This window comes from Haloflavibacter putidus (assembly GCF_006546625.1).
In the GTDB taxonomy this organism is placed as follows: domain Bacteria; phylum Bacteroidota; class Bacteroidia; order Flavobacteriales; family Flavobacteriaceae; genus Mesonia; species Mesonia putida.
In genome coordinates this window covers 118,824-145,462 of record NZ_VIAR01000001.1, presented here as the reverse complement: position 1 = coordinate 145,462, position 26,639 = coordinate 118,824, and the positions used below count along the sequence as shown (strand labels likewise).

Annotated in this window: 23 protein-coding genes; 7 read left to right on the top strand and 16 right to left on the bottom strand. The window is 36.7% G+C overall.

Features of this window, described 5'->3' with window-relative positions:
- Positions 1–37 precede the first annotated feature (37 nt).
- The 6 genes from FKR84_RS00625 to FKR84_RS00600 form a co-directional block, all read right to left on the bottom strand.
- On the bottom strand, positions 38–1,015 hold the full coding sequence (locus FKR84_RS00625; protein WP_141420246.1) for a YfaP family protein: 978 nt from the start codon (positions 1,013–1,015) through the stop codon (positions 38–40).
- Positions 1,016–1,131: 116 nt separating this feature from the next.
- Positions 1,132–1,887, bottom strand: a complete 756-nt coding sequence (locus FKR84_RS00620; protein WP_141420245.1) for a succinate dehydrogenase/fumarate reductase iron-sulfur subunit — start codon at positions 1,885–1,887, stop codon at positions 1,132–1,134.
- Between the two features lie 7 nt (positions 1,888–1,894).
- Positions 1,895–3,817, bottom strand: a complete 1,923-nt coding sequence (locus FKR84_RS00615; protein WP_141420244.1) for a fumarate reductase/succinate dehydrogenase flavoprotein subunit — start codon at positions 3,815–3,817, stop codon at positions 1,895–1,897.
- 3 nt (positions 3,818–3,820) lie between these two features.
- Positions 3,821–4,477 (bottom strand): succinate dehydrogenase cytochrome b subunit, encoded by a 657-nt coding sequence (locus tag FKR84_RS00610; RefSeq protein WP_141420537.1) that lies wholly within the window; start codon positions 4,475–4,477, stop codon positions 3,821–3,823.
- Positions 4,478–4,565: 88 nt separating this feature from the next.
- Positions 4,566–5,468 (bottom strand): S66 peptidase family protein, encoded by a 903-nt coding sequence (locus FKR84_RS00605; protein WP_141420243.1) that lies wholly within the window; start codon positions 5,466–5,468, stop codon positions 4,566–4,568.
- 87 nt (positions 5,469–5,555) lie between these two features.
- Entirely contained in the window at positions 5,556–6,140 is a 585-nt protein-coding gene (locus tag FKR84_RS00600) for a hypothetical protein (RefSeq protein WP_141420242.1), read from the bottom strand.
- 106 nt (positions 6,141–6,246) lie between these two features.
- Here FKR84_RS00600 and metG point away from each other — a divergent pair, with 106 nt between their 5' ends.
- A complete protein-coding gene (gene metG / locus FKR84_RS00595) occupies positions 6,247–8,319 on the top strand; it encodes a methionine--tRNA ligase (RefSeq protein ID WP_141420241.1) in 2,073 nt (690 codons plus the stop codon).
- A 17-nt stretch (positions 8,320–8,336) separates the two neighbouring features.
- Positions 8,337–9,239 (top strand): histone deacetylase family protein, encoded by a 903-nt coding sequence (locus tag FKR84_RS00590; protein WP_141420240.1) that lies wholly within the window; start codon positions 8,337–8,339, stop codon positions 9,237–9,239.
- Positions 9,240–9,241: 2 nt separating this feature from the next.
- On the opposite strand, the gene FKR84_RS00585 is transcribed toward FKR84_RS00590, so the two are convergent.
- Complete coding sequence (locus tag FKR84_RS00585) at positions 9,242–9,703, bottom strand: CBS domain-containing protein (RefSeq protein ID WP_141420239.1); 462 nt, start codon at positions 9,701–9,703, stop codon at positions 9,242–9,244.
- A 185-nt stretch (positions 9,704–9,888) separates the two neighbouring features.
- Positions 9,889–10,224 (bottom strand): single-stranded DNA-binding protein, encoded by a 336-nt coding sequence (locus FKR84_RS00580; RefSeq protein WP_141420238.1) that lies wholly within the window; start codon positions 10,222–10,224, stop codon positions 9,889–9,891.
- A 185-nt stretch (positions 10,225–10,409) separates the two neighbouring features.
- Here FKR84_RS00580 and FKR84_RS00575 point away from each other — a divergent pair, with 185 nt between their 5' ends.
- Entirely contained in the window at positions 10,410–11,183 is a 774-nt protein-coding gene (locus FKR84_RS00575) for an amidohydrolase (protein WP_141420237.1), read from the top strand.
- On the opposite strand, the gene FKR84_RS00570 is transcribed toward FKR84_RS00575, so the two are convergent.
- Both FKR84_RS00570 and FKR84_RS00565 read right to left on the bottom strand, forming a co-directional pair.
- Positions 11,170–12,783 (bottom strand): Ig-like domain-containing protein, encoded by a 1,614-nt coding sequence (locus FKR84_RS00570; RefSeq protein WP_141420236.1) that lies wholly within the window; start codon positions 12,781–12,783, stop codon positions 11,170–11,172. The genes FKR84_RS00575 and FKR84_RS00570 overlap by 14 nt on opposite strands.
- A gap of 39 nt (positions 12,784–12,822) precedes the next feature.
- The gene (locus FKR84_RS00565) at positions 12,823–13,392 is read right to left on the bottom strand and encodes a ComF family protein (protein WP_233357615.1); all 570 of its coding nucleotides are present in this window, start codon (positions 13,390–13,392) and stop codon (positions 12,823–12,825) included.
- 180 nt (positions 13,393–13,572) lie between these two features.
- Here FKR84_RS00565 and FKR84_RS00560 point away from each other — a divergent pair, with 180 nt between their 5' ends.
- Together FKR84_RS00560 and FKR84_RS00555 are read left to right on the top strand one after the other, a co-directional pair.
- Entirely contained in the window at positions 13,573–14,454 is an 882-nt protein-coding gene (locus FKR84_RS00560; protein ID WP_141420234.1) for a hypothetical protein, read from the top strand.
- A gap of 66 nt (positions 14,455–14,520) precedes the next feature.
- Positions 14,521–16,062 (top strand): glycine--tRNA ligase, encoded by a 1,542-nt coding sequence (locus tag FKR84_RS00555; protein WP_141420233.1) that lies wholly within the window; start codon positions 14,521–14,523, stop codon positions 16,060–16,062.
- Positions 16,063–16,285: 223 nt separating this feature from the next.
- Here FKR84_RS00555 and FKR84_RS00550 read toward each other — a convergent pair whose 3' ends face one another.
- Complete coding sequence (locus FKR84_RS00550; RefSeq protein ID WP_141420232.1) at positions 16,286–19,693, bottom strand: hypothetical protein; 3,408 nt, start codon at positions 19,691–19,693, stop codon at positions 16,286–16,288.
- A gap of 122 nt (positions 19,694–19,815) precedes the next feature.
- Between FKR84_RS00550 and FKR84_RS00545 the strand changes: the two genes are divergently transcribed.
- Together FKR84_RS00545 and FKR84_RS00540 are read left to right on the top strand one after the other, a co-directional pair.
- Entirely contained in the window at positions 19,816–20,577 is a 762-nt protein-coding gene (locus tag FKR84_RS00545) for an exodeoxyribonuclease III (protein ID WP_141420231.1), read from the top strand.
- A 3-nt stretch (positions 20,578–20,580) separates the two neighbouring features.
- A complete protein-coding gene (locus FKR84_RS00540) occupies positions 20,581–21,540 on the top strand; it encodes an OmpA/MotB family protein (protein WP_141420230.1) in 960 nt (319 codons plus the stop codon).
- A 275-nt stretch (positions 21,541–21,815) separates the two neighbouring features.
- Here FKR84_RS00540 and radA read toward each other — a convergent pair whose 3' ends face one another.
- From radA to panC, 5 genes are read right to left on the bottom strand one after another with little or no spacing between them, the layout of a single operon-like run.
- Positions 21,816–23,177: a DNA repair protein RadA gene (radA, locus tag FKR84_RS00535; RefSeq protein ID WP_141420229.1), complete on the bottom strand. Its 1,362-nt coding sequence runs from the start codon at positions 23,175–23,177 to the stop codon at positions 21,816–21,818.
- Position 23,178: 1 nt separating this feature from the next.
- Positions 23,179–24,321 carry an alpha/beta hydrolase gene (locus tag FKR84_RS00530; protein WP_141420228.1) on the bottom strand — a complete coding sequence of 381 codons (1,143 nt, stop codon included), beginning with the start codon at positions 24,319–24,321 and terminating at the stop codon, positions 23,179–23,181.
- 36 nt (positions 24,322–24,357) lie between these two features.
- Entirely contained in the window at positions 24,358–25,275 is a 918-nt protein-coding gene (locus FKR84_RS00525) for a lysylphosphatidylglycerol synthase transmembrane domain-containing protein (RefSeq protein WP_233357614.1), read from the bottom strand.
- 58 nt (positions 25,276–25,333) lie between these two features.
- Positions 25,334–25,681, bottom strand: a complete 348-nt coding sequence (panD, locus tag FKR84_RS00520; protein WP_141420226.1) for an aspartate 1-decarboxylase — start codon at positions 25,679–25,681, stop codon at positions 25,334–25,336.
- A gap of 22 nt (positions 25,682–25,703) precedes the next feature.
- Positions 25,704–26,609 (bottom strand): pantoate--beta-alanine ligase, encoded by a 906-nt coding sequence (gene panC / locus FKR84_RS00515; RefSeq protein WP_141420225.1) that lies wholly within the window; start codon positions 26,607–26,609, stop codon positions 25,704–25,706.
- Between the last annotated feature and the right edge of the window lie 30 nt (positions 26,610–26,639).

Sequence of the window (26,639 nt, the reverse complement as noted above, 5' to 3'; positions counted from 1 at the left end):
TTGCGCCTGCCTTAACAACTTAGCTTTGGTTAAGCAATTATCGTTGATTAGAAATTTCTAATTTATCTTTAGCACTTTGCGTTAAAGGTTTTGGCTCAAACACTTTTTTGGCTGCCGAAACTGCTCTAGCCGGATCTTCTGTAATATCAAAAGTTAGAACAGGAGCTATGTCATTTTCTATACCTGAGCCGCCATGATTACTTGGGAAACCTACCGGAAAATTACCGCTGTAAGGATTGTTTCCTGAAGTAGTAATTTCTACCCCATCTAGATAAACCGAAACTACAAAATTAGTAGCAATAGTTTCGTCGCAATTGGAATACATATCTACGTATACAGAATAGGTTCCGGCATCTAATTCTGCATCTTCCGGGTAAAAAATGTTTTCGTTATTAATACCGTCAATAGAACAGCCTGGGTTAGAATCTAAATCTAATTCTCCTCCGTTACTACTGCTCATACTAGCGTAAAAAATATGTTCGCCATCTGGCTCTATTAGGTGTAAATCTACGTCTTTGTCGTTATCAAAAGAAAGACTTACCTGCAAAGTTCCCGTGCCTACGTTGGTTACTAAAAGATCTGCATATACGGTCTGGCTCACTTGATTGTTTTCATCTAAATAGGCCAATCTAACCGTAAAACTTTCTTCCTCGTTTAACTGGTTGATTTTTAAAATAAAGTTTTGATCTAATTCTGCACTGTTTTCCGGTTGTATTTCATAATAACCAGCTTCTTCAACAGCACCTACATAAATTTTTTGTGCAGGAGTACTGGTTTGAATGGTAGCATACGAAGTTCCGCCGGGAATTACATTGGTGTTTATACTTACTATCTCTAATGTAGCATCTGAGGTAGCGGTAGGAAATTCTTTGTGCTGAAGATTAGCATTTTGCACCTGAAATAAATCATTAACGGTGGCATCTATTTGTTGCTCGCTGTTACTGTCGTCACTGCTGCAAGCGCCAAATACACCAATCAATAATAATAATCCTAATTTCGGTAAATTATTCTTCATAATTTTATAGTTTTAGTGTTAAACAACTACTAATTTATGAATAAAATTTGAATTAAGTTCTTAAAATGTATGATCTGATTCTAGAAATGTATAATATGTATTAAATAGTGTATATTTTACAACTTCTTTTTTTTCTTTAATTTAGCCTTGTTATATTCATAATTCATACGGCCAATATGCAATACAGAAATATCTTGTGGACATTCTACTTGGCAGGCTTCTGTGTTGGTGCAATGACCAAATTCCAGTTCTTCCATTCGGTTTACCATTTTTACAGTCCGCTGGGCACTTTCTTTTTTACCTTGGGGTAAATTGGCAAAATGAGAAATTTTAGATGCTGTAAAAAGTGCTGCGCTGGCGTTTTTGCACGATGCCACACAAGCCCCGCAACCAATACACGCTGCGGCATCAAAAGCATTTTCTGCTTCATAATGCGTTACCGGAATACTATTGGCTTCTGGCGCCTGGCCGGTGTTAACAGCAATATAGCCGCCGGCAGCAATAATAGCATCCAAACCAGTTCTATCTACTTTTAAATCTCTAATTACAGGAAAAGCTTTTGCCCTAAAAGGTTCAATATAAATCGTATCGCCATCTTTAAATGTGCGCATATGTAATTGGCAAGTGGTGGTATTTTTTAACGGTCCGTGTGCAATACCATTTATCATCATCCCGCATTGCCCGCAAATACCTTCTCTACAATCGTGACCAAATTCTACGGGCTGCTCGCCTTTTTTGGCTAGTTTTAAATTAAGCATATCCAGCATTTCCAAAAAAGACATTGCAGGATTTACTTCCGTCAAGGTATAATTTTTTAACGCCCCCTTACTTTCTTGGTTTTTTTGTCGCCATATTTTAAGATGTATCTCCATAACCTTGCTATTTATAGTTCCTTTTGGTAGGTTTCACAAATTCAAATACCAGCGGTTCTTTATGTAAAACGGGTGTTGAGGCGGTTTTGTGCCATTCCCAAGCGGCAGAATAACAGAAATCTTGATCGTTGCGTTCTGCCTCGCCTTCATCACTTTGGTATTCTTCCCTAAAATGTGCGCCGCAAGACTCGTCTCGGTTTAACGCGTCTAAGCACATAAGTTCTGCCAGTTCTAAATAATCTTTTACCCGACCTGCTTTTTCCAATTCGCTGTTAATTTCTTCTTCTTTGCCGGGAACTAATAAATTTTCCGAAAAATCTTTCCGTAAAGTTTTTATAGAAGCAATTGCCTCTTCCAATCCTTTTTTGGAGCGCGATAAACCACATTTGTCGTAGAGTATTTTCCCTAATTCGCGGTGGTATTCTTCGGCGGTTTTGTTGCCTTTATTCTGAATAAATTCTTGTAGCTGCGCTTTTATTTCCTTTACGGAAGTGGTAAAGGCTGGATGATTAATAGCTGGTTTTTCTACTTGAATTTGGTCTGCCAAATAATTTTGCAGAGTATAAGGCAAAATGTAGTACCCATCTACACAAGCCTGCAATAAAGAATTTGCACCCAACCGATTGGCGCCATGATCTGAAAAATTTGCTTCGCCAATGGCAAAAAGACCGGGAATGTTGGTTTGTAAATCATAATCTACCCAAAGTCCGCCCATAGAAAAATGAGCCGCGGGAGAAATTTTCATAGGTTCTTTGTAGGCATTTACACCTGTAATTTTTTCGTACATTTTAAATAAGTTACCATAACGCTCGCTAATAATTTCTTTACCATATTCTTTTAACGCGTGTTTAAAATCTAAATAAACGGCATTTTTTAAGGGGCCAACGCCTTTTCCGGCATCAATTTGTTCTTTGGCAGAACGCGAAGCAATATCTCTAGGTGCCAAATTTCCGAAAGCTGGATATTTACGCTCCAAATAGTAATCGCGTTCTTCTTCCGGGATTTCGTTTGGTTTTCTGGTTTCGTTTTTATCTTTTGGTACCCAGATCCTGCCATCATTCCGTAAAGATTCAGACATTAAGGTTAGTTTAGATTGGTAAGTGCCGCTTTGTGGCAAACTTGTTGGGTGAATTTGCGTCCAGCTGGGATTGGCCATCCAAGCTCCTTTTTTATGGGCGCGCCAAATTGCCGAAGCGTTACAACCCATTGCCAGCGTAGAAAGATAATAGATTTTTCCAAAACCGCCGGTAGCCAAAACTACGGCGTGTGCGCTGTGAGGTTCTAATTTTCCCGTGTCTAAATTACGGGCAATTATTCCTTTTGCTTTGCCATCTATGGTAATTAATTCCAGCATTTCGTGGCGGGCAAATAACTGTACTTTGCCGGCTTCTTTTTGCCGCATTAAAGCTTGGTAAGAACCCAAAAGTAATTGTTGTCCCGTTTGTCCGCGCGCATAAAATGTTCTGGAAACCTGCACGCCGCCAAAAGAACGGTTGCGTAAATAACCGCTGTATTCTCTACCAAAAGGAACGCCTTGCGCCACTGCTTGATCTATTAAACTGGCAGAACATTCTGCCAATCTATAGGTATTTGCTTCTCTAGCTCTAAAATCGCCTCCTTTTAAGGTGTCATAAAACATGCGGTAAACGCTGTCGCCATCGTTTTTATAGTTTTTCATGGCATTAACGCCACCTTGCGCGGCAACAGAATGTGCGCGTCTTGGCGAATCTTGAAAACAGAAACTTTTTATGTTGTAACCCATTTCGGCAAGAGAAGCTGCGGCCGAAGCTCCCGCCAAGCCGGTTCCTACAACAATTATTTCTAGCTTTTTACGATTGTTGGGACTTACCAGTTTTGCCTTGTTTTTATAAGTACTCCATTTATCTTTTAAATCGCCTTCGGGAATATTGGCGTAAATATTTTGTGCCATAATTTATAGATTTAAATAGAGGTAAAACGGAATGATGAGGTAGCCAAAAGTCATAACAACTGCAAAAACAACTCCTATAAATTTTATTATTTTATTGTAATACGGGTGGTACAAACCCAAACTTCTGTGGGCGCTAAAAAAACCGTGTAATAAATGAAAACCCAAAGCCAAAATAGCAACAGTATACAAAATTACATACCATAATTCTTGAAAAGCAAGAACAACCAACGTGTATAAATCTTTGTTTCCTTGAAGATCGGTTGGCATTTTTGTGAACTTATACGGAAACCAAAAGTCTTTAAAATGAATTACCAAAAAAGCAAAAACAATAAGTCCTAAGAGCATCATTTGGCGCGAGTACCAAGTGCTTGCACGATTTCGCCTATCTTTTGCATACGATTTTCCGGCAGCTTTTTTGGCTTTTATGCTAAGGTAAACAGCATCTATACTATGCAAGATTATTGTAGCATACAAAACATAGGAAACCATTTTAATAAGAATGTTACCAGATAAGAATGCGCTATACGCATTGTATTGCAGCTGTGCTTTTTCCTGCGGTAGCAATAATTGTAAATTTCCCAACAAATGTATAATTAGGAAAAAACAGAGAAAAAGACCGGTTAAGGCCATTAAGTTTTTGCGGGTAATTGCATTTTTGATAAACCACACAAGCGCGTAATTTTAAATTGACGTCTAAAATACGGGTTTTCTGGAAGTAAATTCAGTAAAAATCTAATTTAGAATTGGTTTAAAAACCAGAATATTTTAAAGCACTTCCTTTTGCTTCTACCTGTAAGTTTACTTTTTGTCCCAATAGGAGGGTGCAGTTGTCGTCTATATGTCCGGCGGGGAAATTAAACGCTACGGGAAAATCATATTCTGCTACGGTTTCTGCAATTATTTCTTTGGCGGTTTTACCAAAGGGTATGTTGTTATCGTTCATATTGCTCATTCCGCCAATTATAAGACCGTTAAGTTGTTTAAACCAGCCGTTGCGTTTTAGGTTTTGCAGCATTCTATCAATATGGTAAAGGTATTCGTCTAAATCTTCTAAGAATAAGATTTTTCCGTTAAGGTCAAGATCTGTTTTACTTCCCATAAGCGAATATAAAACCGAAAGATTTCCGCCTACGAGCTCTCCTTTAGCGGTTCCGTTTCGGTTTAAACTATCGCTTTTAAATTGGTAATTTAAGTCTTCTTGAAAAAGTGCTTTTCGAAGAATATCTCTTGTTTTTTGTGGTTTTTTTTCTATATCTAAAGCAATTGGGCCGTGTAAAGTGGCAATTCTTAAAGTGTTTAAATGACTATGTAAAGCGGTAACATCGCTATAGCCAATTAACCATTTTGGATATTTTTTAAATTTAGAAAAATCGAGTAAATCTAAAATACGCACCGTGCCATAACCGCCTTTGGCACACCAAATGGCTTTAATTTCAGGGTTGTCTAGTTGTTGTTGCAAATCTGCTGCGCGCTCTTTATCACTGCCGGCAAATTGATTGTTTTCCAAACCAATACTAGAACCAATTACAGTAACCAGGTTCCAAGATTCTAATAGGTTAATTGCGGGTTGTAAGTCTTCTTTTTTTACTTTTCTTGCAGTGGCAATTATTGCTACTTTGTCGTTTTTTTGAAGTTTTTTAGGAATGTTCATAAAGGCTTTTTAGTAATATGGGAAGATAAAAAAATCCCTCCAATTTAAAAAAAGGAGGGATTGATTGTATTAAAGTTTAACTATGTGTTATTTTTTGTGAAACTTTATGGAAGAATTACTGGTTTTCTCCAAATCTGGACAAATCAAACCGCCTTTATAATAAAGCGATACCGGTATGTCGTTTGTAGTGCTTCCTTCAAAAGAAAATTCATAAACATTACCATTTTGTAAAACTTCCAGTTCTCCGGAGTTAATTCCTCTATAATGTCCTTCTTCGGTATCTATATTATAATTCTCTACTGTTGTCGCGCCGTTGAAAGAATAATCTATATAATCTGTACTGGCTGTATAGGTGCCGGTATTAATATCAGCGGGAGTGCTGGTGTTAATTTCAAAAATAATGCCGTGAAGGTTCTCTGTTGTTGGCTCGCCATTTTCTGAGCTAATTCCCTCATTTAGTAATTCCAAATCAAAGCTGTGAACACCATTATATTCTTCAAAATATTCTAGTCTTCCAAATTTTAAATCATAGGTGTTTTCTCCAATTTTAAGATAATTGTCACTCGACGGTTCAGGAGTTGGCGTAGGCGTGCTGTCATCATTGCTACTACAGGCAATCAAGCTCAGGCTCAAGATAAAAAAGAGCAAAATTTGATTTGTTTTTTTCATCATTTTAAGTTTAGTTATTTAGGATGTGAATATAGAAATAATTTCACATTGCAAAAATTTATAAATTGTCTGCTTTCCGTACCTTTGCAGCTTAATAAAATTAAAAACAATGAGCACACCAAAAAGATATACCATTACCGCCGCTTTGCCATATACCAATGGTCCTATTCATATTGGTCATTTGGCGGGCGTTTACGTTCCTGCAGATATTTATGCGCGCTACCAAAAAATGCGTGGCGAAGATGTTTTATTTGTTTGCGGTAGTGACGAGCACGGTGTGCCAATTACGCTTAAAGCGAAAAAAGAAGGGGTTAGTCCGCAAGATGTGGTAGATAAATACGATGCTATTATCCGTAAATCTTTTCAAGATTTCGGAATTGAATTTGATAATTATTCCAGAACTTCCGGAAAAACACACCACGAAACCGCTTCTGCTTTTTTTAAAAAATTATACGAAGAAGGTAAATTTATTGAAGAAGTAACTCAGCAACTCTACGACGAGGAAGCAAAACAATTTCTGGCAGATAGATTTGTGGTTGGTACTTGCCCAAAATGTGGTTTTGAAGAAAGTTATGGCGATCAATGTGAAAAATGCGGAACATCGCACAACGCAACAGATTTAATTAATCCAAAATCTGCCATAACCGGCAACGTGCCAACTTTAAAAGAAACCCGACACTGGTTTTTACCTTTAGACCAATACGAACCTTGGCTAAAAGAGTGGATTTTAGACCAACATAAAAAAGATTGGAAATCTAACGTTTACGGCCAATGTAAATCCTGGATAGACGATGGTTTGCGCCCGCGCGCCGTAACCCGCGATCTCGATTGGGGAATTCCCGTTCCCGTAGAAGGCGGCGACGGTAAGGTTCTTTACGTTTGGTTTGATGCGCCAATTGGCTATATTTCTGCCACCAAAGAATGGGCAGAACGTCAAAATAAAGATTGGGAACCTTATTGGAAAAACGATGATACCAAATTGGTACATTTTATAGGAAAAGACAATATTGTTTTTCACTGTATTATTTTTCCGTGTATGTTAAAAGCCCACGGCGACTATATTTTGCCGGATAACGTGCCGGCCAACGAATTTTTAAATTTAGAAGGTAACAAACTTTCTACTTCCAGAAATTGGGCGGTTTGGTTGCATGAATATCTCGAAGATTTTCCCGGCAAAGAAGATGTTTTGCGCTATGTTTTAACCGCAAACGCACCAGAAACCAAAGACAACGACTTTACGTGGAAAGATTTTCAGCAGCGCAACAATAGCGAATTGGTGGGTATTTTTGGTAATTTTATAAACCGCGTGGCAGTTTTGACGCATAAATACTATGACGGAAAAGTTCCCGCTTTCGCGGAATTAAAAGAAATAGATAAAAAAACCATAGAAGAGTTAAAAGCCTATCCTGCCGTAATTGCAAGCTCTATAGAAAAATATCGCTTTAGGGAAGCTCAGGCAGAAATGATGAATTTGGCACGATTGGGAAATAAATATTTAGCAGACGAAGAGCCTTGGAAAACCATTAAAACAGATGAAGAGCGTACAAAAACTGTAATGTATGTGGCACTTCAAATAGCGGCTGCCTTGGCTACTTTGAGCAAACCATTTTTGCCGTTTACCGCTGCCAAGCTTAGTAAAATGCTAAACATCACTTCTAATAAGAGCGAAAATAATTCGGAGTGGAGGGCAATCGCTTCCGCGGAAGCTTTACTAGAAGCCGGACACCAAATAGGCAAAACCGAATTGTTGTTTAGCAAAGTAGAAGACAACGAAATTCAAACCCAGTTAGATAAATTGGAAGCTACCAAAAAAGTAAATGCCACGGAAGAAGAAGAGGTGATCCCGCAAAAAGAATTGATAGAGTTTGACGATTTTACCAAATTAGATCTACGCGTAGGAACCATCTTGGAAGCCAAAAAAATGCCAAAAACCAAAAAATTAATGGTGTTAACTGTTGATACCGGTATAGATAAACGCACTATTGTTTCGGGAATTGCAGAGCACTTTACCGCCGAAGAAATTGTTGGTAAAAAAGTGAGCGTTGTTGCCAATTTAAAACCTATAAAACTGCGCGGTACCAAAAGCGAGGGCATGATTTTAATGACAGAAAATGCAGACGGAAAATTGGTTTTTGTAAATCCGGATGAAAAAGCCGTGAACAGCGGAAAAATTATAAGCTAAAAAACGGATTTTAGGAAGTGCTAAAAATAGGTTTTCATCCTAGTTATGTTTTGTCTTTGCCGCCTAGGCATCGTTTTCCTATGGAAAAATATGAACTATTGCCGCAACAATTATTACTGGAAGGCACGTGTAATAAAGATAATTTTTTTGAGCCGGAAATTTTAAACGATAAATCTATTTTGGCTGTTCACGATGCCGAATATTATTATGATTTTTTAAACTTAAAATGGACTCAAAAACAAATTAGACGAAGTGGTTTTCCGCTTTCGCGGATTATGGTAGAACGCGAACGTTTAATTACTGGCGGTACGGTGCAAGCAGCCCAATTTGCATTAGAAAATGGCGTAGGAATGAATATTGCCGGCGGTACACACCACGCTTATAGCGATAGTGCAGAAGGTTTTTGTATGCTCAACGATCAAGCGGTAGCAGCCCAATATTTGTTAGATCAAGGTTTGGCAAAGCAGATTTTAATTATAGATTTAGATGTGCATCAAGGCAACGGGACTGCAAAAATTTTTGAGGAAGAACCCCGGGTTTTTACTTTTTCTATGCACGGCGAAAAAAACTATCCGTTTAAAAAAGAAAAATCAGATTTAGATATTGGTTTGCCTGATGAGACTCAAGATGCAGAATATCTTAAAAAGTTTAAGGAAACATTGCCAGGTCTTTTAGAAAAAGTAAAGCCAGATTTTGTTTTCTATTTAGCTGGAGTAGATGTTTTAGAAACCGATAAACTAGGGAAACTTAGTTTAAGTCTTGCCGGTTGCAAAGAGCGAGATAAATTTGTTTTGCAAAGCTTAGAAGAACAAAATTTGCCGGTAGAAATAAGTATGGGCGGCGGCTACTCTAATGAAATAAAATATATTGTAGAAGCCCACGCCAATACTTACCGATTGGTGCAAGATATTTATTTTTAAGTTTACCAACTATGGCCGTGAAGGGCTAAAGCGGTTTTCAACACGCTTTTTTGACTAACCAATCCTATTAATTTGTTTTCGTGACAAACGGGGAAACGTCTTATTTTTAGCGTTAGAAATTTGTTGGCTAAATCAAATAAATGCATATCCGGACTTACGGTTTCTACATCTTTTATCATATAGTCTTCTACGTTTGTAGCTTCCATAGGTTGATTATAATAGCGGGACTCTGCAATTTGTTTTATACAATCTCCTTCAGAAATTATTCCTATAAGTTCGTTGTGGGAGTCTACCACCGGTCCGCCAGATATTCCTAATTTCACCAAAGTTTCCATCACGTCTAAGATAGATTCGCCTTTTTTAAAAGTGGTAATATCTTCGGTCATAAAATCGCGTACGGTTATTTTCTCTGCAGCAACCGGTTCTTTACCAATATGATTTCCTTGAAAGTTTTTAATGCCCATAATGTTAAATTTATAATGTAACTTTCTAAATATAAGAAATTTATAATTATAAACATAAAAAAAGCATTCCGTAAAGAATGCTTTTATATAAAATTAGCAGTTATTTATCGTTTAAGAAACAATAAAAATACTGGCTATTGCATTTACTTCGTCCGTAGTTAAAAGCACATTAAGAAAAGTCTTATTTATGCCTTACTTAAAAGCAATAATTCATTGCACAAAACCTCGGTAATATATTTTTTATTACCGGCTTTATCTTCCCAACTACGGTTGGTTAATTTGCCTTCTATAGCAATTTCTTGGCCTTTGTTAACGTAGTTTTCTACCACATTTACCAAACCACCGCGAACTATTACATTATGCCAGTAGGCGCGTTCTACTTTTTGGCCGTTTTTGTCTTTATAACTATCGTCTGTAGCCATAGAGAATTTGGCAATTTTGTTGCCGTCTTTAAAATTTACAATTTCAGGTTCTTGTCCTAATCTGCCAATTAACTGTACTTTGTTTCTAAGTGCGTTCATAATAAAAGATTTAATTAATTGAATATCGTTTGGTCAATTCAACAGGACAAATATGCGAGCCTTGGTAAAATTTAGTTGGTTCTTAAACAGTTGTTTACATTTATATCTGTTTGCAATTGTTTGTAAACGTTTGTAATTAGATAATCGTTTTTTGTTTCTGTTTACAATTTCAGTATATTTCCTTTATGGAAAATTTAAAAGTCGCCTTAATTCAAACCGAATTATTTTGGGAAGATGCAGAACGCAACAGAGAACATTTCAGTAAAAAAATTGCTTCTATTCAAAATACAGATTTAATTATTTTGCCCGAAATGTTTAGCACCGGTTTTTCTATGCACCCGGAGCCTTTGGCAGAAACCGAAAGCGGAAAAACCTTAGCGTGGATGCAACAAACCGCGCAGGAAAAAAACACGGCGCTGGCCGGTAGCATAATTATTAAAGAAGGCGAAAACTACTATAACCGTATGTTTTTTGTTTTTCCGGATGCGCATTACCAGACTTACGATAAACGCCATAGATTTACTTTTGCCGGCGAACACCATAAATATAGTGCGGGAGAAAAGCGTTTATTGGTAAATTATAAAGGCTGGAAAATTTGTCCGCTTATTTGCTACGATTTACGTTTTCCGGTTTGGGCTAGAAATACAGAAGACTATGATTTTTTATTTTATAATGCCAACTGGCCGCAAAAAAGAGTTTATGCCTGGGATCATCTTTTAAAAGCGCGAGCTATAGAAAATATGAGTTATGTGGCCGGCGTAAACAGGATTGGCAATGACGAAAATAACAATGCGTACAATGGACATTCTATTGTTTTAGATGCTTTGGGCCAACCGCTCTCACCAGAAAATCTGGAAACAGACGAAATTATTCAGGTAGAACTAGATGCAGAAAAATTGCAGCAAACCAGAAAAGATTTTGCTTTTTTGCAAGACCAAGATGCTTTTACCTTAAAATAAAGGTTTCTACCACATCCCAATTTGGTCGTATTTCTAAGGCTTTTGGGTAATGAATTACTTTTTCGGGTTGTTGGTTTTTTAGGAAATTACCGGGATCCCATTTTTTATTGCTGTTTTCATCAAAAATTAAACGTACATAATAGGTGCCGGGTTTTATATAAGATAACTCAAAACTATTGCCATCTTCTTGGGTGTGGTATTTTTCTTTTACTACTTCGTCTTTTTCGTTGGTTAGTTGTAGTAAAACCGGATAATTATTCAAGTTGCTTACCGTAAAATTCAAAATACCCAAATCTGCCAAATTTGGGGTTTGCAACCTATATTGCAAGCTGTCGTTTTGGTTTTCGAAAAAATCTGTTAAGGCACCGGGTAGTAAATTGAGACGATATTTTTGTTCTGGTTCTTTTTCAAAATCTATAAAATAATTGTTGTATAAAGCTTCATAACGCGTTTTAAAATCTACCAAAACAGAGTCTTTATCAAATAATTGTATTTTAGAGGTGTCTACTTTCCGTAAAGGAATATTAGCGCTCAACCCAAAATCTTCGTCTATATTAATGCTTCCGCGAGCAGAAGCTTTTATATCTAAGCTGTCCGGTAACATATCTTTAATGCGCGTTACCAAAGTGTCTTTATAATTTTTTCCCGAAACTTCAAAAACAAGACTGTCGGTTTCAAAAAATGGTTTAAACCAATAATGCAAAGTATCGGTTTTATTATCTTTTATAATTTGATAGTCATAACTGCTTGTTTGGGCATTAAGTAAATTTATTTTTACGCTGTCTGCCAGACCTTCGTAACCAAAAATAAGATGATTTTTAGATACTTGTTTTGGTCTAATTAGTTTTAAATCTAAGTTTTCTTGAAAAACAGAAATGCTAAAAGTGCTATCTGTAGGTAAGTTTACAAAACCTTCTACAAACCCAATTTTTTCTGTTTTTGGATCAAATTTATAATTCTCGTTTTTATCGGCTACAGCCAACATTTTATATTTTCCTTCTTTCAAATTTTCTAAAGAAAAAACGTTTGTACTGTCTTTTGTGTAGGCGATATAAGTAGGTGCTTTTTCGTAGATAACAGAGTCTGTATAGGTAGAGTCTACTTTATATAACATTACAGAAATAAAAGCATCTGTTTCTTTTTGTAAGACGTTGCTTACTTTTCCTGTAACTTGCAAAGAATCTATATAACTGCCGGTAGAAAATACATATTTGTAAAAAGGAAATGGATTTTCCTCATTGTTGTCTGCAATGCTTTTTCCAAAATTTATACTGTAGGTGGTGTTTTTGGCAAGCGTGTCTAAAATAAGAATTTCTAAAGATTTGCTGGCTCCTCCCATTGGGCGTAAACTTGGTTTAGGATCCATAGGAGGCGAGAAAATAATTTGCTGCCGCGGATTTTGTAATTTAATATACTCGTTAAAAGTAATGGTAATTTCCTCTTTGTCAAAATTGGTACTGTAATTTTCTGGAAAAGTGCGTATTACAGAAGGCGGAATGGTGTCTTTTGGTCCGCCGGTAGGCATTCCGCGTTTAGCGCAATGTGTAAAATGCGCAAGAAAGAGAACACTGCCAAGTATATAGAAAAAACGCTTCGCCATTTTTAAAGTAAATTTGCAACAAAGAAACGAATTTTTTTCTTAAGCCGTAAACGCCATGCTGGCAAGACTTACCTTTACGGAAGAAGCCTGTAATAGGGTTTTTACGCAGGTTTGCATTGTAGATCCGGTGGTAATAACGTCGTCTACCAACAAAACATGCTTGTCTTTTATTTTTTGCGGATTTTTAAGGTTAAAGAAGTGCAAATCTATTTTTGAGCGCGCAATTTTGCTTTTAAAAACCTGTGTTCTGGCTGCCGAAGTTTTTTGTAAAACATCTAAATAACAGGGTTTTGCCAATTTTTTACTCAGTTCTTTAGCAAAACCTTCTGTCTGGTTATAGCCTCTTTCGCGTAAACGTTTGGCATGCAAGGGTACGGGAATTATGACATCTATTTCTCTAATCCATTGCGTTTGCTGTAGTTCTTCTGCATACCAAAGACCAAAATAATTACTCAGTTTTGGAGTGTCTTTGTATTTTAAATTGTGTAAAATTTGTTGGGTAATGCCCTTTTTATGGAAATAAAAAAGAGCCGTGGCGTAATTAACCGGAATCCTGCCCGAAAATATATTTTTTAACGTATTTTCGTTATGTTTATGAAAATTGGTCAAAGGAAGTTGGTGCTTGCAAAATAAGCATAACAGTTTTTCTTTTTTGACCAATATTTTTTGACAACCGGCGCAAGTTTCCGTGAAAACGAAATTGTAAATATCCCTAAACATTTTTGTAAGAATAAAGTTAAAGGGGCAAAACAATGTTTTAAAAGTAATAAAAAATATAACAAGTTGGTTATGAGCGAGAAAAAGAATGTGAAAGTTTTGCAACTTTTAATTATAGTTTTGGGCATTTCTTTGATAGGACTTTCTTTTTATACCTATAATTTCTACACTAATTCTGTAAACAGTGCAAGCCAATTAAAAAGACAAAACGACCTGCTAAAATCAGATTTGCAAGAAATGCAAGACGATTACCAAAAGCTAATAGAATCTAATAGTAACTTGCGTACCAATCTAAAAACCGAACAAGAACGTATTATTATTTTGTTAGACTCGTTAAATGCAATGGAACTGGATTTTGAACGCTACAGAAAATATAGAGTGCAAGCAGATTTATTAAAAATGGAAAAAAAACGTTTGCTTAAAACCGTAGACAGTCTCACCCAAAAAAATCGTGCTTTGCTTTCTACCATAGACAGTACCAAAAGCCAAATAGAAAACCAACGCTTTGTAGCAGATTCTATTTTAGAAGCTAATGCTAAACTTAATGAAAAAATTGAAAAAGCATCTGTTCTGCAACTAAGCGGTTTACACACAGAGGCGGTTTATCTCAAAAAAAACAGGAATATTTACGCTACCAAAAAAGCTAACAAGGCAGAAAAAATACGAGTATGCTTTACGGTAAATAAAAATTTAATCGTAGATGCGGGAGAAAAAACCTTCTTTATTCAGGTAATTAATCCTAAAAACAATTTAATGGGCAAAAAAATGTCTAAAAATTATAAAAAACAAATATTATATTATAGTGAGTCTACTAACTTGCAATACAATAATGAAGAAGTAGATGTTTGTATACTTATGCAAGCGCAACCAAAAAATCTTTTAGAAGGCAGATACATTGTAAACATTTTTGATGGTCCGCGACGGCTTGCCAGCACAAGTTTTAAGTTGCAGTAAGCTTATTTATAATAATTTGAACAATAGAATATACTAAATACAAACCCAATTTTATAATTTTGCGCTATGGCAAAACAACAAGATACTTTTAAGCAAGTAATTTCGCATGCAAAGGAATATGGATATATTTTCTCATCGAGCGAGATTTATGACGGCCTGAGTGCCGTGTACGATTATGGCCCCAACGGTGCCGAATTGAAAAAAAACATTAAAGATTATTGGTGGAAAAGCATGGTGCAAATGCACCAAAATATTGTAGGCTTAGATGCTGCAATTTTGATGCACCCAACAACTTGGGCAGCTTCCGGGCATTTAGATGCCTTTAACGATCCGCTTATAGATAATAAAGATTCTAAAAAACGCTACCGCGCAGATGTTTTGGTAGAAGACCACGCCGAAAAAATAAACCAAAAAGCGCAAAAAGAAATAAAAAAAGCCCGCAAACGCTTTGGCGATAAATTTGACGAAGAAGAATTTGTAAGCACCAATCCGCGGGTGTTACGGTATAAAAAAGAAGAAAAAGAAATTTTAGAACGCTTGGCAAAATCTTTAACCAACGAAGATTTACAAGACGTAAAAGCTTTAATAGAAGAACTGGAAATTGCTTGCCCTGCCAGCGGTTCTAAAAATTGGACAGACGTAAAACAATTCAACTTGATGTTTGGTACCAAATTGGGCGCCTCTTCAGACAGTGCTACAGATTTATTTTTACGTCCCGAAACCGCGCAAGGTATTTTTGTAAATTTTGCTAACGTGCAAAAAACCGGAAGGATGAAAATACCTTTTGGAATTGCACAAATAGGAAAAGCTTTTAGAAACGAAATTGTAGCGCGACAGTTTATCTTCCGTCAACGGGAATTTGAACAGATGGAAATGCAATTTTTTGTACGTCCGGGAGAAGAGTTCAAATGGTTTGACCACTGGAAAGAAACCCGACAAAAATGGCACGCTTCTTTAGGTTTAGGAGAAGATAAATACCGCTTTCATGACCACGAAAAAATGGCGCATTATGCCAATGCCGCTACAGATATCGAGTTTGATTTTCCGTTTGGGTTTAAAGAGTTGGAAGGCATTCACTCCAGAACAGATTTCGATTTAAAGGCACACGAAGAGCATTCCGGTAAACGTTTACAATTTTTTGATCCGGAAATGAACAAAAATTACACGCCTTACGTAATCGAAACTTCTATAGGTTTAGACCGCATGTTTTTGGCGGTTTTCTCCAGCTCTTTGCAAGAAGAAACTTTAGAAGACGGCAATACCAGAACGGTTTTAAAATTACCCGCAATTTTAGCGCCCTACAAAGCGGCGGTTTTTCCTTTGTTGAAAAAAGACGGTTTACCCGAAATTGCTCAGGAAATCGTAGAAGAATTACAATGGGATTTTAACGTTATTTACGACGAAAAAGATGCTGTAGGAAGACGTTACAGAAGACAAGACGCAGCGGGAACGCCGTTTTGCATTACCGTAGATCACGACACCAAAGAAGACAAGAAAGTAACCATTCGCCATCGCGATACAATGGAACAAAAACGCGTAGCAATTACCGAGTTAAAAGCTATAATAAAGAAAGAAATAGATTTTAAAACCTGGATGCAAAAGGCGTAAAGTTTAGCATAATTATTTAAACTAGGATGTTTTGTTTTGGCGCAGGCACTTTGTTAATAGTATAATCTAATAATCCTGATGTCACGTCGAGCGGAGTCGAGACGGATTTGTTAAACTTTTATTTTGGCTTTAAGAAACTATTATCGGTATAAATAAATTGTAAAAGAAACGGGGAGATTAAATATTAATCTCCCCGTTTTTCTATTTGTAAAAGTGGCAGCGTTTAAAAATAAGCTCGCAATTGTACGCTTCCCGTGTGAATTGCTCGCGTGTCTTCTCCTTTTCTACCGTAATAAGAAAGGTTGAGGTCTAAATAATCGGTTAGTTTTTTTTGTGCCAAAAGACTCCACGTAAAATTTTTATCGGGTTGTAAACCCTCTAACATTTGGTAGGCAACCGGCGAAAATGGGTCGCCTTCAAATTTGTTATAGATATAATTAAACTCCCCGTTTATAGAATATTTTTGAGCATTGTTAAACGTAAAAGAAGTGCCAAACTTATTCTGACTTAATTGCTCTTTTTGACCTATGGTATTTTCTTTTTCTTGTAAACGGTAAAAAATTCCCCATCGGGTTTGATCGGAAAATAGATAAGAAATCTCCGGATTTATTAAATAACTATCTATTGTATAATTGCGCGAATCAAAATTTTCTGAAGTGCTTTTATTATCGGTTAACGCACTTTCTAAGGTAAACAACCAGCTTTCTTGCAATTTATGGTTAAAGTTAAGTTGGTGACTTTGCAATTTGTTTTCTTGCAATCCGGTAGCCAATAAATTTTTAGTGCGATTAGAAATATAGGTATATGAACTGGTATAATTTTGCTTTCCGCGATTAAAGTAAAGCGTGTTTCTAAAGTTGAGGTTTACCGCCAATTCTTTTCCCTTATCCGAAAAAGGATTCAAATTAAAATTATCGCCTTCGCGTTCTATTTTCCTGTCTATTAAATAGGAAGTTTGGTTGTAAAATTGCGATAAGAATTTTTTAATTCCATCAGTATCGCTCCACTGTAAGAAATTAAGTGTAACTATCTGACTAAATTTATTTTGGTTCGTTTTTACATAAATTTGGTTGGGTAAAAGCACCCGAATGTATTTGGCCTCATCGGGAAAAGGAGAAATTTCAAACTCGTCCAGTTCTTGTATTCCGTTATTGTTATAATCGTTCCAAGCGTATTGGCCTTCGCCGGCGTTTACTTCCACGTAAGTGAACTCTTGCTGCGGCAAAGTACCACTATTGGTCTCGTAAACCGTATTCAAATTAAGCAACCTATCCCAAAAAAAATGATTGTACAAAATTCGGGAGTTAAGCGAGTGTTCTTTTTCTTTTGCAGCATCTTTGTTTGTTAACGTACGGTAATTGGCAAAAACCGAAAGTTTTGTAGTTTGCGTCTGTACCAATTGCGAGCGCAAATAATAGTTATTAGAGCTGCTAACTTCTTGTAAAGTATTGCTCTGCAAACTGTCGTTTATGCGATGACGGTAACCTATTTCTGCATAAACTTTGGTGCTGTCACCAATGCCCGTAAACACCTCATAACTTTTAAATCGCTGACTGATTCCGGTCAAATTTCTGGTGGCATTTTCTTTCTGTTGGTTATCTTCTAAAGCAATTCGCGTTCCTGCCCAAGCAGTTTTAAAATCGTAAACGCTGTTTAGGTTAAACCGAAGAAACTCGGAGTCAAAAATTTCTCCTTCACTTTGTAAATAACTAGCGTTTACATCTAAACGCAAATTCTGAAAATTCAAATTAGCGTTCAAACGATGCCGCGCGCCGGAATAATTTTTAGAATAATCTAATTTTTCAAAACGATAAGTAGTGCTGCCCAAATTTAAACTTGTATAGCGTAAACCGGTGGTTAATAAATTCTGGTCGCCACGCGGCATTGTTAAATTCCAATCTCTATCAAACTCTATGTTATATAAAGGTTCTATGCTTTGGTAATTTTCTCCCACGTGGTCAAATTCGGCGAAAGCTTGTAAATTTTCTCCATTTGTATTGCTAAAAATTTCGCGATCTGCTTTTATATGTGCCGCATAGCCGTTGTTGTCTTCATCGTCTAAATCTGAAAATAAATTTAAATCGTTTTTACTGCCGCTTAACTCAAAAGCAAGCTTTGTTTTTTTATCGGGTGCATATTTTCCGTTTACCACGGCAACCTGTAATTTTTCGGGAGCAAAAAGCTGGGTAACCGGAGCATAATTACCTTGCGGAATGCCGTTTTGTGGTGGCGCATATTCAAATACTTTGGCAAGCAAATTGGCATCTGCCAAAATATAATTGCCTTGGTTTGCACCAACAAAACTAAATTTTACCCTAAATAAATCGTCTTCCGGATTGCTGGAATAAACAAAAACCTCTTCGCCATTTATAAACTCTTTTTTATATAAAACTTTGTTTTCGTCAAAACTATCCGGCACGGCGCTGGGCGCCAACATTTGGGAAGAATCGTCTCCGGCTTGGGCCAAAACTTCTTTTTGCTCATTGCTGAGATTTTGTTGCAACGGCTGATTTTTCAAATCGTTTTCGGAATATACAAAAGCGCCAATTTCAAAATTATTGCCAGAATGTTTCCCGCCGCCGCTTGCTACCAAACGCGAATAATTTCTGTCGGAATATTGAAACTCTACCGTTATACGCATTTCTGAAGTAATGGGAAATGTTGGATTAAAAATAATCTCCCCGGCATTATAATCTATAATATAATCTTGGTTTTCGCCGCGTTCTAAACGAATGCCGTTAACAAAAACACTTTCGCTACCCGAAACTATTAAAGTATACAATTCGCCATTGGGGCCACTTAATTTATACGGACCTTGGTTGCCTTCTTGGCCTTGAAATTTATTGCGCGTAAAAACGCCGCGCACCAAAGCTGCCGCGCCAAAAATTTCGGTGGGATTGGCTTCTGCATTTAAAATTGCTCCAACCGATAGACCTTGCACTTTTTTGGTGAAATTGCCAAAATAAGAATCGGTTTGGGTCAAATCTACATCGCCGGCCCTAATGTTCCAATTTTTTCCGTAAAGCTCTATAAACACTTGGTCAAACTCATCTAAATTTTGCGAATAACCACTTTCTTGAATGGGCACGTTTGCATCTTGTATAGAAGCGCGCAAACTGACGTTGGGCGAAATTTTTCCGGAAATTTGCAGGTCTAATTCAGAATCTAAAACCGTGTTTTGGTTGGTGCCGGCAGTAACACCGCGAGAAATACTTCCGCTGGTGTTTAGGCCATCAAAAGGAGTAAAATTCTCTGTATTTTTCTTTTCTTCCAAATCAAAAATTCTACGTGTACGATTTTGTGAAGTAATACTGGACGGGTCGTATTGAAAATACTTTTTGGTTAAAAACTCCGGATACCTTCGGTAAAAAACGGTAACAGAATCTGTTTTTTTAAGAGTAGGCGCATTTAAAAAAAGTTTTCCGCCGGCAAAATCTATTGTATAGTTTTTAGCAGTAATTTCTTTGTTGTTAGAAAACACTTTAAAATCTGCAGTTTGTATACTTAACGTATCTATACTTAGCGTGTCTTGTACGGGCAAAGTTTTAGAAATTATGCCAGAAGTTTTTTCTTGCGCGAGTAGCGCAAAAGGAAAACATAAAAATATAAGAAAAAGACTACGTGCTTGCATTAAAATTAAAACTATAGAAGCGGCAAAATATTTTAACTAAAATACATTTTCTTTGCTTAGGCAAATTACCGAATGACTGGTTTCTTGCGCTAAAAATTCTATTTTTGTAGCAAAACTACAATATGCGAATCATTTCTTATAACGTAAACGGAATTCGTGCCGCTTTGCGAAAAGATTTTTTAGTCTGGTTAAAACAAGCCAACCCCGATGTTCTCTGTCTGCAAGAGATAAAAGCCAACCCCGAGCAATTTGACGAAAAAGTTTTTCACGAATTGGGTTACGAACATTGCTACTGGTATCCGGCGCAGAAAAAAGGTTATAGTGGCGTAGCAATATTGAGTAAACAAAAACCGGATAATGTGGTTTACGGAACTGGTATAGATTATATGGATGCAGAAGGCCGCAACCTACGCGCAGATTTTGGCGATATTTCTGTAATGAGTCTTTATTTGCCCTCCGGCACCAATATAAAGCGTTTGGAATTTAAATTGGGATATATGGCAGATTTTCAAAAATATATTAATCAGCTTACGCTAGAAAAACCCAATTTGGTTATTTCCGGAGATTATAATATTTGCCACGAACCTATAGACATTCACGATCCCGTTCGTTTAAAAAATGTTTCGGGCTTTTTGCCGGTAGAGCGGGAGTGGTTAACGCAATTTTTAGAAAGTGGTTTTACAGACTCGTTCAGGCATTTAAACGAAGATGTGGAACAATATTCCTGGTGGAGTTATCGTGCAAATGCGCGTGCTAGAAATAAAGGCTGGCGATTAGATTATCATTTAGTTTCAGAAGAATTACAAGAAAAAATAGATAGGGCGGTTATCCTATCAGAAGCTTACCATAGCGACCATTGTCCTATATTATTGGAAATAGCATAAATTATGAAAAAGAAAATATTTTATCCCCTAATTTTTGCCGCTTTAGCAGTTGCTTGTGTGCCGGCAAAACAGTTTAACGAGTTAGAGCAAGAACACGAAAACTTGCGCCAGAAAAGCAACGAATTGGAACAAAATTTGGCAGATTGCCAAGAAGAGCAAAACAAAACCAATAGCGCTTATGCTATTTTAAAAGAAGAATTTGCCAAAACCCAAGAAAAAAAGGAAAGTCTGCAAGAAGAATTAAATCGTTTGAGCGATAACTTTGAAAACCTCCAAAATGCTTACAACGCTTTAGAGAAAAACAGCTCTTCTGCCCTAACCGAAAATTCTAAACGCAATAGAGAATTATTGGCAGATTTAGAAGAAAAACAAAATGCACTCAGCAGCAAAGAAACCCGTTTAAATAGACTGGAAAAAGACTTGCAAGCCCGTTCGCAACGCGTGGCAGAATTAGAAAAATTAATTGCCGCCAAAGATGCTAAAATGCGCAAATTAAAAACCAGCATTTCGCGCGCCTTAACAGATTTTGAAGGCAAAGGTTTGACGGTAGAGCAACGCAACGGAAAAGTGTATGTTTCTATGGAAAATAAACTTTTATTTAGTTCTGGTAGTTGGGCGGTTGGTACAGAAGGCCGGCGCGTGGTAAACCAGTTGGGCAGCGTTTTGGCAGAAAACCCCGATATAAATGTACTTATAGAAGGCCATACAGATAATGTTCCCTATGGCGGAAGCGGGGTTTTAAAAGATAATTGGGATTTGTCTACCAAACGTGCCACGGCCATCGTGCATTTGTTGCAAGCCAACGCCAATATAAATCCGCAGCGTCTTACGGCTGCCGGTCGCGGAGAATATGCGCCAATTGCGAGCAATAAATCCGCGCAAGGCAAGGCAAAAAACAGGCGTATAGAAGTCATTCTTACGCCAAAATTAGAAGAAGTTTCCCAGCTTTTAAAAGGTATTTAAAAGTTTAATTTGGGCGCTCCTCCCGATAAAAAAATCGGGAGGCGGGCTCTCCGCTATATCTTTTTTTGAGTAAAATCAAAAAAAGGATGCCGCTGCGATCCCTAGCGCAAAAATTATTACAAGAGCGAAAGTTAGTGAAAGATGATAAAAAATTTGTAGGTTGAGCACTCGTCGGAGACGATCGCCAGCGCGTCAATGTTACGAATTTAGATAATAGATTCACTAAAAAATAATTTAGCTTTCAAGTTTCGGGCATCTATTTTTTCCGTAAAGTTTTACCCGAATAAGTGTTCTACTACTTCTTCTACTTTGCTCACTTTAACAATCTGTATGCTAAATTGTGTAGAGGGCAATTTGCTTTGTTTGGAAACCATAATTCTCGCAAAGCCTAATTTTTCTGCTTCGCTTATGCGTTGTTCTATTTTTGGTACGGGTCGTATTTCTCCTGCCAATCCAATTTCGGCAGCAAAACATATATCGTGTTCTATGGCAATATCTTCATTAGAAGATAAAATAGCGGCTATTACTGCCAAATCTATCGCCGGGTCGTCTACTTGAATGCCGCCGGTAATATTTAGAAAAACATCTTTTGCTCCTAATCTAAACCCGGCTCTTTTTTCTAAAACGGCTAATAACATATTGAGGCGTTTTACATTATAACCTGTGGTAGAGCGTTGTGGGGTTCCGTAAACGGCAGAGCTAACCAAGGCTTGAATTTCTATCATTAACGGCCGCATTCCCTCTAAAGTAGAAGCAATGGCAGTTCCGCTTAAGCTTGTTCCGTTTTTAGAGATTAAAATTTCAGACGGATTGCTAACTTCGCGCAAGCCTTCGCCTTGCATTTCATAAATACCCAACTCGTGCGTAGAGCCAAAACGGTTTTTGTGGGCACGTAAAATTCTATAGACGTGGTTACGGTCTCCTTCAAATTGCAAAACCGTGTCTACCATATGTTCTAAAACTTTTGGTCCGGCAATACTGCCTTCTTTATTAATATGGCCAATGAGTAAAACCGGCGTATGGGTTTCTTTTGCAAATTTTATAAGTTCTGAGGTACATTCGCGTATTTGCGAAATGCTACCGGGAGAGCTTTCTATAAAATCGCTGTGCAAAGTTTGAATAGAGTCTACAATTAAAACTTCCGGCTCTAAAGCTTCTATTTGTTTAAAAATATTTTGGGTTTTGGTTTCGGTTAGAATGTAGCAATTGGCCGGATTGGCATTTACACGCTCGGCACGCATTTTTATTTGCTGCTGACTTTCTTCTCCAGAAACATATAAGGTTTTGTAATTTAAATTTAAGGAAATTTGTAAAAGCAAAGTACTTTTTCCTATTCCGGGTTCACCGCCTAACAAAGTTAGCGAGCCGGGAACCAAACCGCCACCTAAAACGCGGTTTAATTCTTGGTTATTGGTGTTTAATCTTTCTTCACGCTCATAGGTAATTGCGTTTACCAAGGTTGGTTTTGCTATGCGTTTGGGAGATGCTTGATTTGTTTTCCAGTCTTTATTCTCTTTTTTTTGAACAACTTCTTCTACTAAGGTGTTCCATTGGCGGCAAGAAGTACATTGGCCTTGCCATTTTGCGTGTTGTGCGCCACAATTTTGACAAAAAAATGTGGTTTTGGTTTTGGCCATATTATTGGTCTCTTTTTATTTTTAATTCTTCTGATTTGTCTAAAACCAAATCGACTGTAATATACGAAACACTTTCTTTTGCATAGGCTTTTTCATACTCTTTTATAGCGCGTCTTAGTCTTCCTATTTCTTCGTAGAATCTGCCATAAAAATAGTTGGCTAACATGGTTTTTGGGTGATGTTCTTCTGCCAATTTTGCCAAATCGTTGTATTGCTCAAACTTTTCCTTTTCTTCTATAGCCTTGGCAATGGTCATAAAATCTTCTGTTCTAATATTAATATCTAGCTCGTAAAGCTCTTCAATACTTTCGTATTTTTCCGTAAGGAAATCTATATAATCTTCTTCCTTATCAATAAGTTTTTTGTACTCTTTTTCGCCTATGGGTTTGTAGATGGAGAAAAAGTTTTTAAGTGCCAACGGAATAGCTTCGCCTACTAGAGAATAATGCGTGCCTTCTTCAAAATCATTAAAATAATAATGTAATAACGGGTTGCTAATTTTCTCTAATTTAGCATTCATAGCTTGGTTTTGTTCGCGTAAGGTTTCAATATCTCCCGCTGCCGTTGCCAAATAATACCAAGTTTTCTGTTCGGTATCTGCTAGAGCGTTGTAAACTTGGTCTTGCATACCGGGGGCATAGTCTGGACTAAGATTTATATAGGCTTTAAATAAGGGTTTTGGTTTGAGTAAATAGTAATTCATTAGATTGGCGGTAATGTTATGCCCTACAATAATAGAAAAAGGAACGGTTCTGTATGTTTGGTCTATTAGCGGTAATAATTCCATACCCAAAAACTCAAAAAAATCTGCACCAGATTTAGATGGAAAAAAATTCTCTTTATCTAATTTTGTATCTGCTTTTCGGGTAGATATTTGGTTTACACCAACTACAATTGCTTCGGGCATTTCTCCCCAATAACTGTAATAATCAACATTTCCTGCGACCGGCTCAAAAAGATAATCGCCATCTAAAACCACAAAAACAGGATAAGATTTATGGGTATTTTTTTTATAATTACGTGGCAGTTGAATTTTAACTTCCCTTTCTGCTTCCAGAATGGTAGAGCTAATCATCTTATACTCCACTTGTGATTTTCCTGTTAAAAAAGAGAACAAGAAAACCAGTATTATAATATTTTTCATTATAAATTGGTTTGAAGCGAAAAGTAATTAAAATATTTAATTACTCCTGTTAAAAATAGGCAAAAAAAGCATGGAGAGTCCGCCAATAACTAAATTTAATAAAGTTTGCGTTCCCCAGACTATCCACCCAAAAGCTTCGCCTGCTTCTTTACTTATGCCAAAAAGCAACAAAACAGCGCCTACAGCAATAGGGTAAACTCCAATACCACCATTGGTTATAGAAATTGCAAAAGAACCTACTACAAAAGCTACCATAATGGCGCCAAAGCCAAGATTTTGCGTTTCTGGGATGGCGTATTTAATAAGGAAAAACATGCAGATATACATTGCCCAAATAAATACGGTATGGCATAGAAATGCAAAAGTTTTGCGCATTTTTAAAATACTTTTCATTCCGTCTAAGATGCCAATTGCAAAGTTTTTTAAACGTTTTAGAAATTTATTTTTCGATTTTTTAATTAACCGAAGAAAAAGCAAACCAAACATAACCAATGCAAATAAAACCAATAAGCTAAAAAACGGATTGATGTTTTTTTCGTTAAAAAAAGTTACTAAGGTAGTGGTATGAAAAAGAAGCGTACCGGCTACAATAAGTAACAGCATAAGCAAATCTGCTACTCGCTCTGAAATTATGGTTCCAAAAACTTTTTGAAAGGGTATTTTTTCATAGGTTGCAAGGCTGGCACCGCGTAAAACCTCGCCAGATCTAGGAATACCTAAATTGGCAAGATAAGCTGCCATTACGGCCATAAAGCTATTGGCAAAACCCACTTTGTAACCTAAAGGTTGTATAAGGTATTTCCACCGGTAAGCGCGAGAAGCGTGCGAAAGTAAACCGCAAATAGCAGATAAAATCAACCAAAATAAATTGGCATTACGAATGTTTTGCCATAAAATTTGGCGTTCTTGTTCGGTTGCGCTGCCAATAGAGTAAATAATTAAAAAAACTCCCAAAACGAGTGGGAGTGTAATTTTTAATATTTTAATTATTTTTTTACGCGTCAAGTCGGTTTTATTTTAATAGGTTATTTTCGTTAGGAAAAACCAAGGCAGGTTTAAATTCTTTTGCCTCGTTTGCAGACATCATTGCGTAGGTAATTAAAATAAGAATATCGTCTTTGGCTACTTTTCTAGCAGCAGCACCATTAAGTGTAATTTCGCCACTATTACGCGGACCGGGAATAGCATAAGTTTCTAAGCGCTCGCCATTATTGTTGTTTACAATTTGCACTTTTTCGCCTTCTATAATATTTGCAGCATCCATCAAATCTTCATCTATCGTAATACTGCCAATATAATTTAAATCTGCTCCGGTTACTTTTACCCGATGTATTTTAGATTTTACTACGTGAATTTGCATAAGAATTTTATTCAAGTTTATATTAGTTTAGTGCTATATTATCTATTAACCTTACTTGGTTTGCGTAAGCAGCAATAAATGCACGGTATTTTTTGTCTGAGTTTTTACCGTTTTTGCCAATAGGCAATAAGCTTTCTGCGTTGGCAATTTCAAAATATTCTAAGTCTAAAAACGGGTGCTTTTTAAAAGCTTGTTCTACCCATTTGCCAATATCTTCTGCATTTTTTATGCCAAAATCATGTTTTACCTGTTGCAAGCTGGTATAAATAAAACTGGCTTCTTCCTGCTCTTTCGCGGTTAAACGTTTGTTACGCGAACTTTTGGCAAGGCCGTTCTTTTCACGGTTTATTGGACAACCTATAATTTCTACAGATTGCTTGGTAAGTTGCACGAGCTTTTTAACAATTAATAATTGCTGGTAATCTTTTTCGCCAAAAAAAGCTTTATCGGGTTGTACAATGGTAAACAAATTTTCTAAAACAGTGCCCACACCATCAAAATGGCCATTTCTGTATTTTCCTTCCATTTGAGCGGCGAGTTCGCCAAATTCAAAATGTTTTGTTTTTAGACCGTTTGGATAAATTTCTGAGGTTTCGGGTGCAAAAACAATACAGGAAGAACAATCTTTTTCCAACAATTTTATATCGGTTTCCAAACTACGCGGATAGGCATCTAAATCTGAGCTGTTATTAAACTGTGTAGGGTTTACAAAAATGCTAACCACTACCACGTCACAAACTTGTAAAGCTGCGTTAATCAGTGATATGTGCCCTGTGTGTAAAGCTCCCATTGTAGGGACTAAACCAATATTTTCGTGCTTATTTCTATGCGGTAAAAGTTGCCTATTTAACGCTTCTTTGGTATGAAATACTTGTACCATATTTTGTTTTAAGTCGTGCAAAATTAATATATTACTGGCAGACTGCATAAAATTTTGTAATTTTGCCTGTTTTTTGAC

Coding starts and splice junctions, on each gene's coding strand:
- FKR84_RS00625 (WP_141420246.1), bottom strand. CDS start 1,015: ATGAAGAATAATTTACCGAAATTAGGATTATTATTATTGATTGGTGTA.
- FKR84_RS00620 (WP_141420245.1), bottom strand. CDS start 1,887: ATGGAGATACATCTTAAAATATGGCGACAAAAAAACCAAGAAAGTAAG.
- FKR84_RS00615 (WP_141420244.1), bottom strand. CDS start 3,817: ATGGCACAAAATATTTACGCCAATATTCCCGAAGGCGATTTAAAAGAT.
- FKR84_RS00605 (WP_141420243.1), bottom strand. CDS start 5,468: ATGAACATTCCTAAAAAACTTCAAAAAAACGACAAAGTAGCAATAATT.
- FKR84_RS00600 (WP_141420242.1), bottom strand. CDS start 6,140: ATGATGAAAAAAACAAATCAAATTTTGCTCTTTTTTATCTTGAGCCTG.
- metG (WP_141420241.1), top strand. CDS start 6,247: ATGAGCACACCAAAAAGATATACCATTACCGCCGCTTTGCCATATACC.
- FKR84_RS00585 (WP_141420239.1), bottom strand. CDS start 9,703: ATGGGCATTAAAAACTTTCAAGGAAATCATATTGGTAAAGAACCGGTT.
- FKR84_RS00580 (WP_141420238.1), bottom strand. CDS start 10,224: ATGAACGCACTTAGAAACAAAGTACAGTTAATTGGCAGATTAGGACAA.
- FKR84_RS00575 (WP_141420237.1), top strand. CDS start 10,410: ATGGAAAATTTAAAAGTCGCCTTAATTCAAACCGAATTATTTTGGGAA.
- FKR84_RS00570 (WP_141420236.1), bottom strand. CDS start 12,783: ATGGCGAAGCGTTTTTTCTATATACTTGGCAGTGTTCTCTTTCTTGCG.
- FKR84_RS00560 (WP_141420234.1), top strand. CDS start 13,573: ATGAGCGAGAAAAAGAATGTGAAAGTTTTGCAACTTTTAATTATAGTT.
- FKR84_RS00555 (WP_141420233.1), top strand. CDS start 14,521: ATGGCAAAACAACAAGATACTTTTAAGCAAGTAATTTCGCATGCAAAG.
- FKR84_RS00550 (WP_141420232.1), bottom strand. CDS start 19,693: ATGCAAGCACGTAGTCTTTTTCTTATATTTTTATGTTTTCCTTTTGCG.
- FKR84_RS00545 (WP_141420231.1), top strand. CDS start 19,816: ATGCGAATCATTTCTTATAACGTAAACGGAATTCGTGCCGCTTTGCGA.
- FKR84_RS00540 (WP_141420230.1), top strand. CDS start 20,581: ATGAAAAAGAAAATATTTTATCCCCTAATTTTTGCCGCTTTAGCAGTT.
- radA (WP_141420229.1), bottom strand. CDS start 23,177: ATGGCCAAAACCAAAACCACATTTTTTTGTCAAAATTGTGGCGCACAA.
- FKR84_RS00530 (WP_141420228.1), bottom strand. CDS start 24,321: ATGAAAAATATTATAATACTGGTTTTCTTGTTCTCTTTTTTAACAGGA.
- panD (WP_141420226.1), bottom strand. CDS start 25,681: ATGCAAATTCACGTAGTAAAATCTAAAATACATCGGGTAAAAGTAACC.
- panC (WP_141420225.1), bottom strand. CDS start 26,609: ATGCAGTCTGCCAGTAATATATTAATTTTGCACGACTTAAAACAAAAT.